This is a genomic window from Saccharothrix sp. CCNWYY140 (assembly GCF_037401995.1).
Lineage (GTDB): Bacteria > Actinomycetota > Actinomycetes > Mycobacteriales > Pseudonocardiaceae > Actinosynnema.
In genome coordinates this window covers 1-15,022 of record NZ_JBBEGC010000154.1, presented here as the reverse complement: position 1 = coordinate 15,022, position 15,022 = coordinate 1, and the positions used below count along the sequence as shown (strand labels likewise).

The 15,022-nt window shown below is 72.5% G+C and carries 12 protein-coding genes; 6 read left to right on the top strand and 6 right to left on the bottom strand.

Annotated features, from left to right (window positions below; all coding sequences use genetic code 11):
• Positions 1-185: 185 nt before the first annotated feature.
• Positions 186-683, bottom strand: coding sequence for a GNAT family N-acetyltransferase (locus tag WBN91_RS35370; protein WP_337726786.1), 498 nt, complete (start codon positions 681-683; stop codon positions 186-188).
• A gap of 117 nt (positions 684-800) precedes the next feature.
• On the opposite strand from WBN91_RS35370, the gene WBN91_RS35365 reads away from it, so the two are divergent.
• The 5 genes from WBN91_RS35365 to WBN91_RS35345 all read left to right on the top strand — a co-directional run bounded on the left by WBN91_RS35365 (position 801) and on the right by WBN91_RS35345 (position 10,796).
• The gene (locus tag WBN91_RS35365) at positions 801-1,652 is read left to right on the top strand and encodes an SDR family oxidoreductase (protein WP_337726785.1); all 852 of its coding nucleotides are present in this window, start codon (positions 801-803) and stop codon (positions 1,650-1,652) included.
• Between the two features lie 161 nt (positions 1,653-1,813).
• Entirely contained in the window at positions 1,814-7,261 is a 5,448-nt protein-coding gene (locus WBN91_RS35360) for an ATP-binding protein (protein WP_337726784.1), read from the top strand.
• Positions 7,262-7,362: 101 nt separating this feature from the next.
• A complete protein-coding gene (locus tag WBN91_RS35355; protein ID WP_337726783.1) occupies positions 7,363-8,505 on the top strand; it encodes a hypothetical protein in 1,143 nt (380 codons plus the stop codon).
• Between the two features lie 141 nt (positions 8,506-8,646).
• Entirely contained in the window at positions 8,647-9,936 is a 1,290-nt protein-coding gene (locus tag WBN91_RS35350) for a YncE family protein (protein WP_337726782.1), read from the top strand.
• Positions 9,937-9,968: 32 nt separating this feature from the next.
• Positions 9,969-10,796, top strand: a complete 828-nt coding sequence (locus WBN91_RS35345; protein WP_337726781.1) for a DUF4253 domain-containing protein — start codon at positions 9,969-9,971, stop codon at positions 10,794-10,796.
• A 3-nt stretch (positions 10,797-10,799) separates the two neighbouring features.
• Here the strand turns inward: WBN91_RS35345 and WBN91_RS35340 are convergent, their stop codons facing one another.
• From WBN91_RS35340 to WBN91_RS35330, 3 genes are all read right to left on the bottom strand, one after another.
• Complete coding sequence (locus WBN91_RS35340) at positions 10,800-11,261, bottom strand: hypothetical protein (protein ID WP_337726780.1); 462 nt, start codon at positions 11,259-11,261, stop codon at positions 10,800-10,802.
• Positions 11,262-11,406: 145 nt separating this feature from the next.
• Positions 11,407-12,165 (bottom strand): NAD(P)-binding domain-containing protein, encoded by a 759-nt coding sequence (locus tag WBN91_RS35335; RefSeq protein WP_337726779.1) that lies wholly within the window; start codon positions 12,163-12,165, stop codon positions 11,407-11,409.
• A gap of 90 nt (positions 12,166-12,255) precedes the next feature.
• Positions 12,256-12,753: a CAP domain-containing protein gene (locus WBN91_RS35330; protein WP_337726778.1), complete on the bottom strand. Its 498-nt coding sequence runs from the start codon at positions 12,751-12,753 to the stop codon at positions 12,256-12,258.
• A 140-nt stretch (positions 12,754-12,893) separates the two neighbouring features.
• Between WBN91_RS35330 and WBN91_RS35325 the strand changes: the two genes are divergently transcribed.
• Entirely contained in the window at positions 12,894-13,337 is a 444-nt protein-coding gene (locus WBN91_RS35325; RefSeq protein ID WP_337726777.1) for a cupin domain-containing protein, read from the top strand.
• 134 nt (positions 13,338-13,471) lie between these two features.
• Here the strand turns inward: WBN91_RS35325 and WBN91_RS35320 are convergent, their stop codons facing one another.
• Together WBN91_RS35320 and WBN91_RS35315 are read right to left on the bottom strand one after the other, a co-directional pair.
• The gene (locus tag WBN91_RS35320; RefSeq protein WP_337726776.1) at positions 13,472-14,209 is read right to left on the bottom strand and encodes a hypothetical protein; all 738 of its coding nucleotides are present in this window, start codon (positions 14,207-14,209) and stop codon (positions 13,472-13,474) included.
• Positions 14,206-14,817: an ABC transporter ATP-binding protein gene (locus tag WBN91_RS35315; RefSeq protein WP_337726775.1), complete on the bottom strand. Its 612-nt coding sequence runs from the start codon at positions 14,815-14,817 to the stop codon at positions 14,206-14,208. The genes WBN91_RS35320 and WBN91_RS35315 overlap by 4 nt, the downstream gene beginning before the upstream one ends.
• Between the last annotated feature and the right edge of the window lie 205 nt (positions 14,818-15,022).

The following is a 15,022-nucleotide window of genomic DNA, read 5'->3' as shown; positions in this document are numbered from 1 at the left end:
ACGGGGAAAGAAACCGAGGCCCTTCCCGTGGTCGCTGCCGCTTGGCGGAACGCAAGAGCCCCCCGCCCTTCGGGCGTGACGCCTTCGGCGGGAAAGCGCGCGGCGGTCGAGTGGCGGGTCGCGCGAATCTGCGGCCTGCTCCCCGAGGTGGGGTGATCAGGAACGTGGCGAGTGGCGGTGGTCCCTCACACGGCACGCTCCATGCACACCAGCTGATCCCGTTCCTCCCACGATTCGGCGACGGTGAAACCGAGCCGCTCGTACAGGGCGATGGCACCTTCCCGCCACTTCCACACCGACAGCCGCACCGTGCCGACGCCGCTATCCGCGCAATGCGCAAGCGCGGCCTCGACCAGGCCGGATGCGACGCCCCGGCCCCGGAACGCCGGGTCCGTCCAGAGCCTCTTGACCTCTGTCCGGCCGTCGACGGGGGCGGTCACCACCAAGCAGCCCACGGCTGTGTCGCCGCTCAGGGCCACCAGCACGACATCGTCGGCGAACGCGGACCGCGGGTCCAGGACCTCTGCCTTGTAGCGGTCCGGCAACCCGTCCACGTCGACGACGGCCACGCCCTTCTCCGCCTCCGTCCGCAGGTGGTAGGCCGCCAGCAACTCGGCCAACCGGTCCGCGGAAAGGCCCTGACCCGGCCAGCGGACGATGACGACCTCGCGTTGGTCACTCATCGCGCCAGCATCACACGACCGGCACCAGACGCCCGAACCCGCTGCGGGAGCGGTCGGCGCGGCGGGCCGATACGGTGGGTTCGCGCCGACCGTCCACCTCGGAGCCGGGAGCAGTCCGTGGCCGAGCAGTCCAGCAGTGCCCTCATCGCCGTCACCGGGGCCACCGGGCGGCTCGGCGGACGGATCGCGCGGCGACTGGCGGAGCGCGGGGTCGCCCAGCGGCTGGTGGTGCGCGACCTCTCGCGTGCGCCCGAACTGGCCGGCGCGTCCGCGGTGTCGGCCCGGTTCGAGGACGGGGACGCGGTGCGGGCCGCGCTGGAAGGCGTCACGACCGCCCTGATGGTGTCCGCCGACGAGACACCCGACCGCGTCGAGCAGCACCGCACCTTCGTGGACGCCGCCGTCGACGCCGGGGTGCGGCACCTGGTCTACACCTCCTTCTACGGCGCGGCGGCCGACGCGACCTTCACACTGGCCCGCGACCATTACGCCACCGAGTCCTACATCAGGACCACCGGGTTGGGGCACACCTTCCTGCGGGACAACCTCTACGCCGACTTCACGCCGTTCATGGTCGGCGAGGACGGCGTGATCCGGGGTCCGGCGGGCCACGGCAAGGCCGCCTTGGTCGCCCTGGACGACATCGCCGACGCCGCCACGGCCGTGCTGCTCGACCCGCACGCCCACGACGCCGCCACCTACGACCTGACCGGCCCCGAAGCGCTCACGTTCGCCCAGATCGCCGAGACGATCGAGAAGGTCACCGGCCGCCCCACGACCTACCACGCCGAGACGGTCGAGGAGGCCTACCGCTCGCGGGCGGTCTACCAGGCGCCCGACTGGCAGGTCGACGCCTGGGTCACCACCTACACCGCGATCGCCGCGGGCGAGCTGGCGGGCGTCACCGACCACGTCGAGCGCCTCATCGGGCGGCCCGCCACACCGCTCGTGGACGTGCTCGCGGCGTGATCAGTCTCACGGCCGACGTGTATCCACGAAGGCCTTTGTAGGGTTCCTACAACATTGGGGCGGCAACACGCATAGCTGCCACCGTTGGAATCCCGCGCGTCTACATAAAGGCTGAGTCTCGACGGTCGCCACAGACCGCACGTCCGACGAGGAGCTCGTTCTTGTTCTCCCGAATCGCCATCGTCAACCGGGGCGAAGCCGCCATGCGGCTCATCCACGCCGTGCGCGACCTGGCCGCGCAGACCGGGTCGCGCATCGAAACCGTGGCCCTGCACACCGACGTCGACAGCACGGCCACCTTCGTCCGGGAGGCCGACCTCGCCCACGACCTGGGTCCCGCCGCGAACCGGCCGTACCTGGACCTCGCGGTGCTGGAGAAGGCCCTGGTGGAGACCGGGGCCGACGCGGCCTGGGTCGGCTGGGGCTTCGTCGCCGAGGACCCGGCGTTCGCCGAGCTGTGCGCCCGCGCCGGCGTGACCTTCATCGGACCCGACCCCGACGCCATGCGCAAGCTGGGCGACAAGATCGGCGCGAAGCTGATCGCCGAGGAGGTCGGCGTCCCCGTCGCGCCCTGGTCGCGCGGCGCGGTCGAGGACCTGGACGCCGCCCTGGAGGCCGCGCGCGGCATCGGCTACCCGCTGATGCTCAAGGCCACCGCGGGCGGCGGCGGCCGGGGCATCCGGGTGATCACCTCCGAGCAGGAGCTGGTGGACGCGTTCGACCGGACCAGCCAGGAGGCGCAGCGGGCCTTCGGCAGCGGCGTGATGTTCCTGGAGCGCCTGGTCACCGGCGCCCGCCACGTCGAGGTGCAGGTCATCGCCGACGGGCAGGGCACGGCGTGGGCGCTGGGCGTGCGCGACTGCTCGGTGCAGCGGCGCAACCAGAAGATCATCGAGGAGTCCGCCTCGCCGGTGCTCTCGCCCGAGCAGGTCGAGGACCTCAAGGGCTCCGCCGAGCGGCTCGCGCTGGCGGTGGGCTACCGGGGCGCGTGCACGGTCGAGTTCCTCTACCACCCCGGTGACCGGCAGTTCGCGTTCCTGGAGGTCAACACCCGCCTCCAGGTCGAGCACCCGATCACCGAGATCACCACCGGGTTCGACCTGGTCCGCGCCCAGATCCACGTCGCCTCGGGCGGCAAGCTGGAGGGCGCGAAGCCGGTCGAGTGGGGTCACGCGATCGAGGCGCGGCTGAACGCCGAGGACCCCGACCGCGACTTCGCGCCCGGCCCCGGCCGCATCGAGCGGCTGGAACTGCCCGCCGGCCCCGGCATCCGCGTGGACACCGGTGTCAGCGAGGGCGACTCGATCCCGCCGGACTTCGACTCGATGATCGCCAAGATCATCGCCCACGGCCGCGACCGCGCCGAGGCGTTGGCCCGGCTGCGCCGCGCGCTGGCCGAGACCACCGTGATCATCGAGGGCGGCGCGACCAACAAGAGCTTCGTGCTGGACCTGCTCGACGAGCCCGCCGTGCTCGACGCGACCGCCGACACCGGCTGGATCGACCGCGTCCGGGCGCAGGGCGGGCTGGTCAGCCACCGGCACTCGGCGGTCGCGCTGGCCACCGCCGCGATCGAGGTCTACGAGGACGAGGAGCAGCTGGCCCGCCAAGAGCTGTTCACCTCCGCGCGCGGCGGTCGCCCGCACACCCGGCACGAGGCCGGGCGGGTGCTGGAGTTCACGCTGCGCGGCCAGAGCTACAAGGTGCACGTGGCCCGCATCGGCGGGCACCGGTTCCGGGTCGGCGTGTCGGCGGCCTCCGGTCCCGCGCACACGGCGGACGTCGACGTCGAGCGGTTCGACGACCACACCGGCCGCATCCGGGTCAACGGCGTGCGCTACCGCGTGGTCACCGGCGTGCACGGCGCGGTCCACCACGTCGAGGTCGACGGCGTCACCCACCGCGTGAGCCGGGACGAGGGCGGCGTGCTGCGCTCCCCCATGCCCGCGCTGGTGGTGGCCACGCCGCTGGAGGTCGGCGACGAGGTCGAGGCCGGCGCGCCGGTCCTGGTCCTGGAAGCCATGAAGATGGAGACGGTGCTGCGCGCGCCGTTCCGCGCCCGGCTGCGCGAGTCCGCGGTGTCGGTGGGCAGCCAGGTCCCGGCCGGCGCCCCGCTGCTGCGGCTGGAGCCGGTGGGCGACGGCGAGGACGCCGCGCCGCAGGCGGCCGGCCCGGCCGTCGAGCTGGACCTGCCCGCCGCGAGCACCCGCCCGGCGGCCGACGAGCTGCGCCAGGAGCTGCGGGACCTGCTGCTGGGCTTCGACTCCGAGCCCGGCGGCGCGGACCGCCTGGCCGCCGCCTACCTGGACCGGCGCGCCGAGCTGGCCGAACGCCCACTGGCCGACGAGGCCGGGCTGCTGCGGCTGTTCGCCGACCTGTCCGAACTGAGCCGCAACCGGCCGGTCGGCGAGGAGCAGCCGGACAACCGCGTGCACAGCCCGCGCGAGCACTTCCACACCTACCTGCGCAGCCTGGAGCCCGACCGGGCCGGGGTGTCGGCCACGTTCCGCCGCAAGCTGTCCACGGCGCTGGCCAACTACGGCGTGACCGACCTGGAGCGCACGCCGGCGCTGGAGGAAGCGGTCTTCCGGATCTTCCTGGCCCAGCAGCGGGCCACCGCCGACGCGAACGTCGTGGCCGCGTTGCTGCGCCAGTGGCTGACCGAGGCCCCGCCGGCCGAGGACGACCGGGTCACCGTCGGTCTCGCGCTGGAGCACCTGGTGGCCGCCACGCAGGTGCGGTTCCCGGCGGTGTCGGACCTCGCGCGCGGTGTGGTGTTCCGCTGGTTCGCCCAGCCGATGCTGCGCCGCTCCCGTGCCCGCGTGCACTCCGAGGTGCGCAAACACCTGATCCACCTGGACCGCAACCCGGACGCCGCCGACCGCGCCGAGCGGATCGCGGTCATGGTCGCGAGCCCCGAGCCGCTGGTGCGGCTGCTGGGTCAGCGCATCGGCCGTCCCGGCGTGGACCATGCGCCGCTGCTGGAGGTGCTGGCCCGCCGCTACTACGGCACCGACGCGCTCACGGCGATCCGCACCGAGCGGGTCGGGAACTGCGTCTTCGTCGCCGCCGAGAACCGGGGCACGCGCGTGGTCAGCACCGCGGTGGACTTCGCCGCGCTGCCCGAGGCGGTGCGGGCGCTGGAGGCGGTGGCGGGCGCGGAGCCGCTGGTCGCCGACCTCTACGTCACCTGGCCCGACGGCCCGACCGGCCACGAGGAGATGGCCGCGCGCCTGGGCGAGGCGCTGGCCACCCAGCCGCTGCCCGCCGGGCTGGACCGCATCACCACCACGGTGGCGGGCCGGCGCGACGAGGCCATGCACCACCACTTCACCTTCCGCCCCGAGCCCGCGGGCCTGGCCGAGGAGCGCCTGGTCCGGGGCCTGCACCCGCGCATCGCCGAGCGGATGCAGCTGGACCGGCTGCGCGACTTCGACCTCACCCGCCTGCCGTCGCTGGACGAGGAGGTCTACCTCTACCAGTGCGTCGCCAAGGAGAACCCGTCCGACGAACGCCTGGTGGCGCTGGCCCAGGTGCGCGACCTGACGCCGCTGCGCGACGACGAGGGCCGGATCGCGGCGCTGCCCGCCGCCGAGGACGTGCTGTCCGCCTGCCTGGACGCCATCCGCCGGGCCCGCAGCCGCCACGGCGGCGGTCACCGGCCCGCGACCAACCGGATCGTGCTCTACGCGTGGCCGCCCACCGACCTCGGCTCGGGTGACCTGGACGCGGTGGCCCAGCGCGTCTTGCCCACCACCACCGGGCTGGACCTGGAGGAGGTGCTGTTCCTGGCCCGCCGCCGCGACGAGGGCGGCAAGCTGGTGGACATCGCCGTGCGCATCGGCGACGACGCGGGCGCGGGCGTCCGGCTGTCGTTCGTCAAGCCGCCCACCCAGCCGGTCCGGCCGCTGGACGACTACCGCCAGAACGTGCTGCGGGCCCGCAGCCGGGGCACGGTCTACCCGTACGAGCTGATCGACGTGCTCACCGGGCCGAACGGGTCGTTCACCGAGTACGACCTGGTGGACGGCTCGCTGGTGGCGGTGGACCGGCCGCGCGGGCGCAACAGCGCCGCGATCGTGCTGGGCACGGTCACCACGCCCACCGCCAAGCACCCCGAGGGCATGACCCGCGTGGTGCTGCTGGGCGACCCGACCAAGGCGCTGGGCGCGCTGTCCGAGCCGGAGTGCGCGCGGGTCATCGAGGCGCTCGACCTGGCCGAGCGGCTGAAGGTCCCGGTCGAGTGGTTCGCGCTGTCCGCCGGCGCCCGGATCTCCATGTCCTCCGGCACGGAGAACATGGACTGGGTCGCGGCGGCGCTCAAGCGGATCGTCGAGTTCACCCAGGCCGGCGGCGAGATCAACGTCGTGGTCGCGGGCATCAACGTCGGCGCCCAGCCGTACTGGAACGCCGAGGCCACGATGCTCATGCACACCAAGGGCATCCTGGTCATGACGCCGGACTCGGCGATGGTGCTGACCGGCAAGCAGTCGCTGGACTTCTCCGGCGGCGTGTCGGCCGAGGACAACTTCGGCATCGGCGGCTACGACCGCGTGATGGGCCCCAACGGCCAGGCGCAGTACTGGGCGCCGGACCTGCGGGCCGCGCGGGACGTGCTGATGGCGCACTACGAGCACAGCTTCATCGCCCCCGGCGAGGACGGCCCGCGCCGCGCGCCGACCACCGACCCGGTGGACCGGGACGTGTGCGCGTTCCCGCACAGCTCGCCGGACAGCCCGTTCACCACGGTGGGCGAGATCTTCTCCGTCGAGGCCAACCCGGACCGCAAGAAGCCGTTCGACATCCGCACGGTCATGCGGGCGCTGTCCGACCAGGACCACCCGGTGCTGGAGCGGTGGCGGGGCATGGCCGACGCGGACACCGCGGTCGTGCAGGACGTCCACCTGGGCGGCATCCCGGTGTGCCTGCTGGGCATCGAGTCGCGGGCGGTCCCGCGCCACGGCTTCCCGCCCACCGACGGCCCCGACTCGTACACGGCGGGCACGCTGTTCCCGAAGTCGTCGAAGAAGGCGGCCAGGGCGATCAACGCGGCCAGCGGCAACCGCCCGCTGGTGGTGCTGGCGAACCTGTCGGGCTTCGACGGCTCCCCGGAGTCGATGCGCGAACTCCAGCTGGAGTACGGCGCGGAGATCGGCCGGGCGATCGTGAACTTCCGCGGCCCGATCGTGTTCTGCGTGATCTCGCGGTACCACGGCGGCGCGTTCGTGGTGTTCTCCAAGGCGCTCAACCCGAACATGACCGTCCTGGCGGTGGAGGGCTCGTTCGCGTCGGTCATCGGCGGCGCGCCGGCGGCGGCCGTGGTGTTCTCCCGCGACGTCGACGGCCGGACCGCCAACGACCCGCGGGTGCGCAAGCTGGAGGCGATGGTCGCGGAGTCCTCGGGCGCCGAACGCGCGGCGCTGACCGCCGAGCTGGCCGGCACCCGGACGTCCGTGCGGGCCGAGAAGCTGGCCGAGGTGGCGGCGGAGTTCGACCGGGTGCACAGCATCCGGCGGGCCGTCGAGGTCGGGTCGGTGGACGCCATCGTGCCCGCGTCGGGCCTGCGGCAGCAGATCATCGAGGCGATCGAGCGCGGCCTGCTGCGCTAGTCGTCGACGCGGCCCGGTCTCGTGCGGAGACCGGGCCGCGTCACACTTCCCCTCCCCCGGACGATGTCGTGGGTGGTACCCCTGGGGAAAGGTCGAGGTCGATGAGCCAGTCCGGTGTGGAGGTCGTCGCGCCCGCGGTGTCCGAGGTGGAGCGGATCGCGGCGGACACCGACCCCGTCGTGCGCAACCTCCGCATCACGCACTGCTACCACCTGCTGTCCAAGGCGCTGGCGGCGCGGACGGGCGGGTCGGCGAACTGGTGCACGTTCGCGGTGTGGGCGTCCAAGCAGGTCGGCCAGACCATCCGGCAGGAGGACCTGGTCCGGGCGCTGGAACGCCTCTCCGACCCGGCGTCGGTGGAACTGCTGGTCTCCGCCCTGCGCCGAGTCGCACCGCTGCCGTTCGACACCGTGTCGTCGGTGGTGCGCCAGGCCGTCGTGACGGTCGCCGACCTCGACGCCGTCAGCGCCGCCGCCGCACGCGGCAACCTGAAGGTGTTCGAGGAGATCGCCCACGAGTTCGCCCGCTTCCTGGCCTTCACCGGCCCGGTCGAGCAGTTCGTCGAGACCCTGCGGACCGGCGAGCCCCCGGAGGGTCAGCGCTACCTGCGCCAGGCCTTCACCCGCTACCACCGCGCCACGACCACCGCCGACCCGAAGCAGCGGGCGGAGTTGCTGCTGCTGGCCAACATCGAAGTGGGCCTGCACGAACAGACCAGGCTGCAACCCGAGATCACGGCGGCCGTGGAAGGCCCGGTCGTCGACCCGGCCGCACTGGAACGCCGCCTGCTGGACCTCCTGCTCCCCGGCAACCGCTTCGTGAAGTGGCTGCGCCGGGTGGCCCTGACCGTCCTGGGCAGACGGGGCCCCATCCGCACCGCCACCGAACGCCTGTCCCGGCAAGCCCGCACCCTGGCCCGCCAGGCCGTGACCCGACACCTGATGACCCTGGCCCTGCCCGACGAACTGCTGGACCTGAGCGAAGACCTGCCCGCTCGTTTCCCGCCCGTCTTGGCCGAGCTGTCCGACCCCGAGTTGCTGGCCCTGCTGGCCCTGGTGGACCCGACACCGGATTCGCTGACCGGCACGGCCGCCGCGGACTGGTCCGACCTGCCGGACCGGATGCACTACATCGCCGACATGTTCCGCTGCCACGCCCAGCGGACGGTGTTGCTCGACCCGCCGTTCACCCCCGAGCAGGTGGAGGCGATGTCCGAGGGCCGCCGACCCGCCGGGCGGCTCTGAACCGGCGTCGGTGGGTAATCGGCTGATCGCAGGACGATTTGTGGGGCCTTGCGGGCTAACGAAGTCCTCCAGGACCGCGATGGGCGCAGTATCCCGCCAGGGCTTGGGAGGTCGGTCGGTGTGAGCGGACGAGTTCGAAGAGTGGGCACGGTTCCCGCGGCGCTCGCGCTGGGGGCCTCGCTGCTGTTGGTGCCCTCCGGAGCGGCCGGCGCGCAAGGCGCGAGGGTGTTGGCGTACGTGGCCAACAACGGGGGCGGGGTGTCCGTGCTCGACACCGCCACCAACGCGACCACCACCGTGCTCGCCGACTCGCCGGGCGACTCGCCCTACGGTGTCGGGGTCGCGTTCGACGGTGGGCGCGGGTACGTGACGAACGTCCGGGACGACACGCTCACCGTCATCGACACGCCGACCAACACCATCGACGCCGCCGTGCCGGTGGGTGACGGTCCCGCCGGGGTGGTCGTCTCGCCCGACGGTGGCCACGTGTACGTCTCGAACTACCGGGCGGGCACGGTGTCCGTGGTGGACGCGGCGACGTTGGCCGCCGTGGCCACGATCCCCGTCGGCCCCAATGCGGACGGGGTCGCGCTGACCCCGAACGGCAAGCTGCTCTACGTCGCCCACGACGTCCCCGGCCCCGGCACGGTGTCCGTCGTGGACACCGCCACCAACACCGAGATCGCCGAGTTCCCGACCGGCAACACGCCCACCGCGCTCGCCGTCACCCCTGACGGCGGAACCCTGCTGGTGGTCAACAAGTTCTCCGACAACGTGGCCCTGGTGGAGACCGCCGGGAACACCGTCACCGGCACCATCCCGGTCGGCTTCACCCCGCACGGCATCGCGGTCACGCCGGACGGCACCCGCGCGTTCGTCCCCAACAGCGAAGGCGACAACGTCTCCGTGCTGGACCTGGTGAACCGGACTCCCCTGGCCACGGTCCGCGTCGGCGACCGGCCGATCAGCGTCGCCCTCACACCGGACGGCGCACGCGCCTACGTCACCAACTTCCACAGCGGCACCGTGTCGGTCCTGAACACCGCCACCCTCGCGGTCGAGTCCGCGGTCCCCGTCGGGGTGAACCCGGTCGGTATCGCGATCCACGCCGTCCCGCCCGCGCGGACGCGGCTGGCCACCGGCACCGCCGTGATCGTCCCGCGCGGCGGCCTCACCGTCACCGGCATCACCGCGACGCTCACCGAGGACCACACCGGACGTCCCGTGCCCGGCAAGGTCCTCGGCTTCTCCACGGTCAAAGGCACCCCGCTGTGCACGGCGGTCACCAACGCCGCCGGCACGGCGACCTGTGACGCCCGGGTCCCGGTGCACGTCGGCGTGAACACCCTCCTGGAGGGCTACACCGCCGCCTACGCGGGCGACGTCAACCACGGCCCGTCCGCCGCCCACGGCAACACCGTCCGCCGCTGAATTGTCGTACTCGGCCCCTACCATCGCCGGTCATGAGCACCGAACCGCCGTTGCCCCCGGACCTGCGGGCGCTGTTCGCCGACCACGCCGACCACGACGGCCGGTCGCTGTCGGTCCCGCTGCCCCCAGGCCGGGCCAAGGCCTCCGAGGAGGAGGAAGACAGCGATCGGCCCGCGTTGTGGCTCAGTGACGGCCCGGCGCCCGAAGGGCTGTGGGCCCGGCTGCGCGCCGAGCACGCCCGCTCCGGGCTGTGGCCGTTGCTGCTGGACGCCCTGGACGACCAGGCCGAGGACTACCGGCCGTGGGGCAGCGGCGAGTTCGTGCCCGGCGAGATGTCCTCGCCCGACGAGCACGACCCGGCCGCGCTGCTCGCCGACTGGTGGGCCCAGTACGCCGAACCCGCCGAACCCACGACCGCCCCGTTCGGCGCGCGGTGGCCCGGGTTGGCGCCCGCACCCGACGAGGTCGGCGAGCCGGACGCCGTCGCCGACGGCCTGGCCGAGCACCTGCTCTCCGAGCACCGGTCGATGCGCCTGGGCCTCGTGGCCACCGACCGGGGCGCGGACGCGCTGACGAACGTCGGCTGGTTCGGTCCGGCCAACTACACCAACGACACCGCCGAGATCTCCGCGGTCCTGCGCAGCTGGGAGGACCGGTTCGGCGCACGGGTGGTGGGCGTCGGGTTCTCGACGCTGCTGCTCAGCGTCGCCGCGCCGCCCACCACACCCGAGGCCGCCCTGGCGGTGGCCGCCGAGCACTTCGCGTTCTGCCCCGACAACGTCTGGCAGGGCGTCTCGCCGCTGACGGCGTACGCCGAACGCCTGGTGGGCGACCACTCGTGGTCGTTCTGGTGGGACTGAAGGTCACTCGGGCAGGGTCACCGAGCCCTTGCCCATCTCGAAGGTGGTCCCCTGCACGACCACCACGTACGCCTCGGCCTTGCCCGGCTTCATGCCGGGCGAGTCGTCGGGCGGGTTCCGGCGCGACTGCTCCTGCTCGGACTTGAGCAACACCTTCCACTTGCCGTCCGCCCGGCTGCTCCCGTCCTGGCACTCGACCTTGTCCCCATCGGCCTTGCCCACGGCCCCCTCCTGCCGCACGATCAGCACGACCTTCGTGATGTCGATCGGTGACTCCTGCTCCGGGCACGCGACCGTCCCGGTGAAGGTGTAGCCGTCGGCGTCCTTGGTGACCTTCTCGTCGATCACCGCCTTCCACGCCGAGGGTCCGTCCGCAGCCACCGCGCCGGGCCCGACCGCCACACCGCTCCCCACGACCAGGCCCGCGGCGACCGCAACCCGTCCGAACGCGCCGACACCCATCACGACCTCCTCCTCTCCCGCGGTCCTGGTGACCGCTTGGAACCAGAGGCGGGATGCCCGGACGCCCCAGCGGAAAACGACCCGCTCCGGCGTCCACCCGAACGGGTAAAGCCCATCGCACACGTTCGGGTGGGCCGACTCCGCAGGGTCAGCCGCGCAGGCGGGCGAGGACCCGGTCCAGGGCTCGGCGCACCAGGTCGGGCACGCCGTCGCGGCGCAGGTCGCCGAGCACTTGCTCGTTGAGCCCGCCGGGGGTCATGTGCTCCTCGGTCAACGCCGTCAGCGAGGTGGCCCGCGCCACCGACTGCCCGAGCTGCCCGAAGATGTGGGCGATGTAGGCGTTGGCGTCCTCCTGCTTCACACCCTGCGCCGCGAGCCAGTCCGCCACCGTGGTCAGGTAGTCCAGGTGCGCCGCGAACGTGGCCGTCGAGGCGCTGAACGCCTCCAACGTCGTCTCCGCCTCCGGCACGACCACGCCGCCGACCCGTTCCAGCAGCTCACGGGCCACCGGGTGGTCCGGGTACAGCGCGGTCAGGCTCTGGCGGCGGGCCGCCGCGGGCAGCGGGATGGTGCGCACGACCTGCGTGGCCGGGGCGATCCACTCCCGCAGCCGCGCCAGCGTCACCCCGGCGAGCGCGCTGACCACCACGTGGTCCGGCCGGAACACCAGGTCCCGCACCACCTCGGCCCCCACCTGGGGCCGCACCGCCAGCACGACCACCGGCGCGCGGTCCAGCACCTCCTGGTTGCTCGCGCAGACCCGGACGTTCGGGAACCGGCCGGCCAGGTCAAGCCCCACGGCACGGCTGCGCGGGGACAGGAACACCGCGGGCGGTTCGGCGACCTCGGCGCTGAGCCCTTCCACGATCGCCGCCGTCAGCGCACCCGCACCCACGAACCCGTACACCGGCTAACCCCCTCGTCGCACGCGGTCAGGCGCGGCGATGATCGCACGCCACCCCGGTGCCGACCAACGTCCGACGAGAGGTGCGCCGGGTCAAGGCGTGGCGAACACCTGCACCCAGAACGGGCCGTTGCCGCTGGTGTTCACGCCGACGCCCAGGTCCCGCAGCTCGCAGTTGACGATGTTGGCGCGGTGGGAAGGGCTGTTCATCCAGTCCCGCATGGCTTCCTCGGGCGAGGACGGTCCTTTGTGGATGTTCTCGGCGACCCGGCGCCACGGGTAGCCGGCGGCGTCCAGGCGGTCACCGGCGTCGCGGCCGTCGGGGCTGACGTGGTCGTAGTAATTGCGGGCGGCCATGTCGTCGGCGTGGGTCTGCGCGGCCGACTGCGCCCGCCCGTCCACGGCCACCGCGCCGCAGCCGGCGTTCGCCCGCTCGGCGTTGACCAGCTCCACCACCCGGTCGGCGGCCGACACCTCGACCGCGGGCTGCGCGTCACTGCGGTAAGCCGTCACGAGGGCCAGCACCGACGCCGCGGCACAGGCCACCACTGCCCGCTGCTTGCCGCGGGCGAAGAACGCGTTGTGCTTCATGATGGTTCACTCCTCCGCTGTGCCGGTCGGTTACCCGGCGGATCGGCGGGGGAACGAGCCGCGACCACGTTCACCGGGTCGGGTACTCGTGGTTTGCGCAGGCGTGCAAAACATTTGTGCCGCTCACCTAGGGTGGCGGCATGACATTGGGGGTCAGGCGTCCCGAGGACGTCGAGGAGCTGCCCGCCATCGGCGGCGCGTACCGGATCACGCTGGCCGGATCGGACACCGGCGGCCGGCTGGCGGTGGTGGAGATGCGGTTGGACGCGGGCCGCCTGGGCGCCGCGCCGCACGTCCACCACTCACACGAGGAGGACTTCGTCGTGCTCGACGGCGAGATCACCTTCGACGTGGGCGGCACGGACCTGGTCGTGGGCGCCGGCGGCGCGGTGGCGGTGCCGCGCGGGTCCGCCCACGGTTTCCGCAACGCCACCGACGCGCCCGCGCGGTGCCTGATGATCCTCACGCCCGCCGGCTACGAGGACTACTTCCGCGAGGTCTCCCGGATGGTCGCCGCCGGCCACGAGCCCACCGCCGACGAACTGGCCGCCCTGCGCGCCGACTTCGACACCACCACCGCCTGATCGACCCGGTACGGTCGGCCGACGGACCTGGTCCACTGGCAGGCACTCACCCCGGCCGACCGCGCCCGGACACCCACGACCGGACCGAAGCCGCCACACACGGCGAGTGGATCACCGTCCTGCGCGACGGCCCTTCAGCGGGTCCGCCTGAGGAACGCGGCAAAGGCCGTAGCGGCGAACAACACCGTCCACAACAGACTCACCAGGACCGCCGACGACGGCACCGACTCCGTGAACCCCGCCCCGATCCCGATCTGCATGGCCCCGTAGGCGGGTAGCGCCTCCACGAGACCGCCGCCCGGCGAACGGTTGATCAGCGGGTTCTGCAAGAGCAGGTCGGTGATCGTGATGGTGATGATGGTGAACATGCCCTCCAGCTGGCCCGGCAGGAACAGCGCCAGGAACAGGCCCATCGCCCCGTACACCAGGCCGGCCAGGAACACCGCCACCCACATCGACAGGGGCTGCTCCATCGGCCAGAACCAGCGCATCCAGGCGGCGGCGTAGGCGGCGACCAGCGCGGCGAAGCCCGTCAGGGAGGTGAGCTTGGCCAGCACCAGGGCGCTGCGCGGGTAGCCGGCGGCGGTGAGGCGCAGGTCGAAGTCCTCGGCGTGCTTGGCCGAGGAGAACATCGCGAACCCGATGAGCTGGCACGACGCGTTGAGCGCACAACTGATCATGGTGATCTTCTCCCCACCCCCGGACACCACAGCGCCCGTGCTGCCCTGGTGGAACGGAAGGACGTCGTGGCTGACCACGTGGTGGGCCAGTGCGATCCCGACCGGGATGAGCACCGTCAGGAACACCATCGCGAGGCGGTTGCGCGCCAACACGAGCAACGTGAACCGCGCCGCCACGCCGTACGAGGTCATGCGGTGCTCACCGCCACCGCGCGTTCGAGGACGCCGTCGCGGAGGCGGTGCAGGGTGTCCAGGCGGACGCTGTCGTAAGCAAGGTGCGAGATCACCAACACCGCCCGCCCGGCCTCCCGCAGGGCAGCGGCGATCTCCCAAAACCGCAGGTAGGTCTCCCAATCGAACCCCTGGTAGGGCTCGTCGAGCAGCACGACGGCGGGATCGTGCATCAACGCCAGCACAAGGTTGACCTTCTGCCGCGTCCCACCGCTCAGTTCTTTGACCGCGACCCCCCGGTAGTCCCCGAACCCCAACTGCTCGATCAACTCGTCCGCACGCCGCAAGTGCGGCAACCGGTAGGCAATCTGAAAATACTTCAGGTGCTGCACAACGGTGAGATCGTTGTTTAGCACAGGATTCTGCGGACAGTACCCCAGCCTCCCGGACAACCGCACGGACCCGGCATCCTCCCGCAACTGTCCACAGAGGATCCGCACCAGGGTCGTCTTCCCAGCCCCGTTCTCCCCCACGACCCCAACCAGCTCGCCGGCCCCGACATCGAGGTCCACCCCGCGCAACACCGCCCGCTTCCCGTAGGACTTGCGAACCCCGGCGACGGCCAACATGGACACTCCCCACGACACCAGCGCGACCCCCGCGCTCGACCGGCAAAGCTAGCCGAGCCACCCCATCACCCAGTTCAGCGACCACCACCTAACCCCCGCGAACACACCCAAGCCCGACGCACCGCACCCGCAAGCTCTTCGCGCCGCAGGCGCTCCGCGTGGCTGCCAGCCACAGGAAGGGCCTCGGTTTCTCCCCCGTACGGCC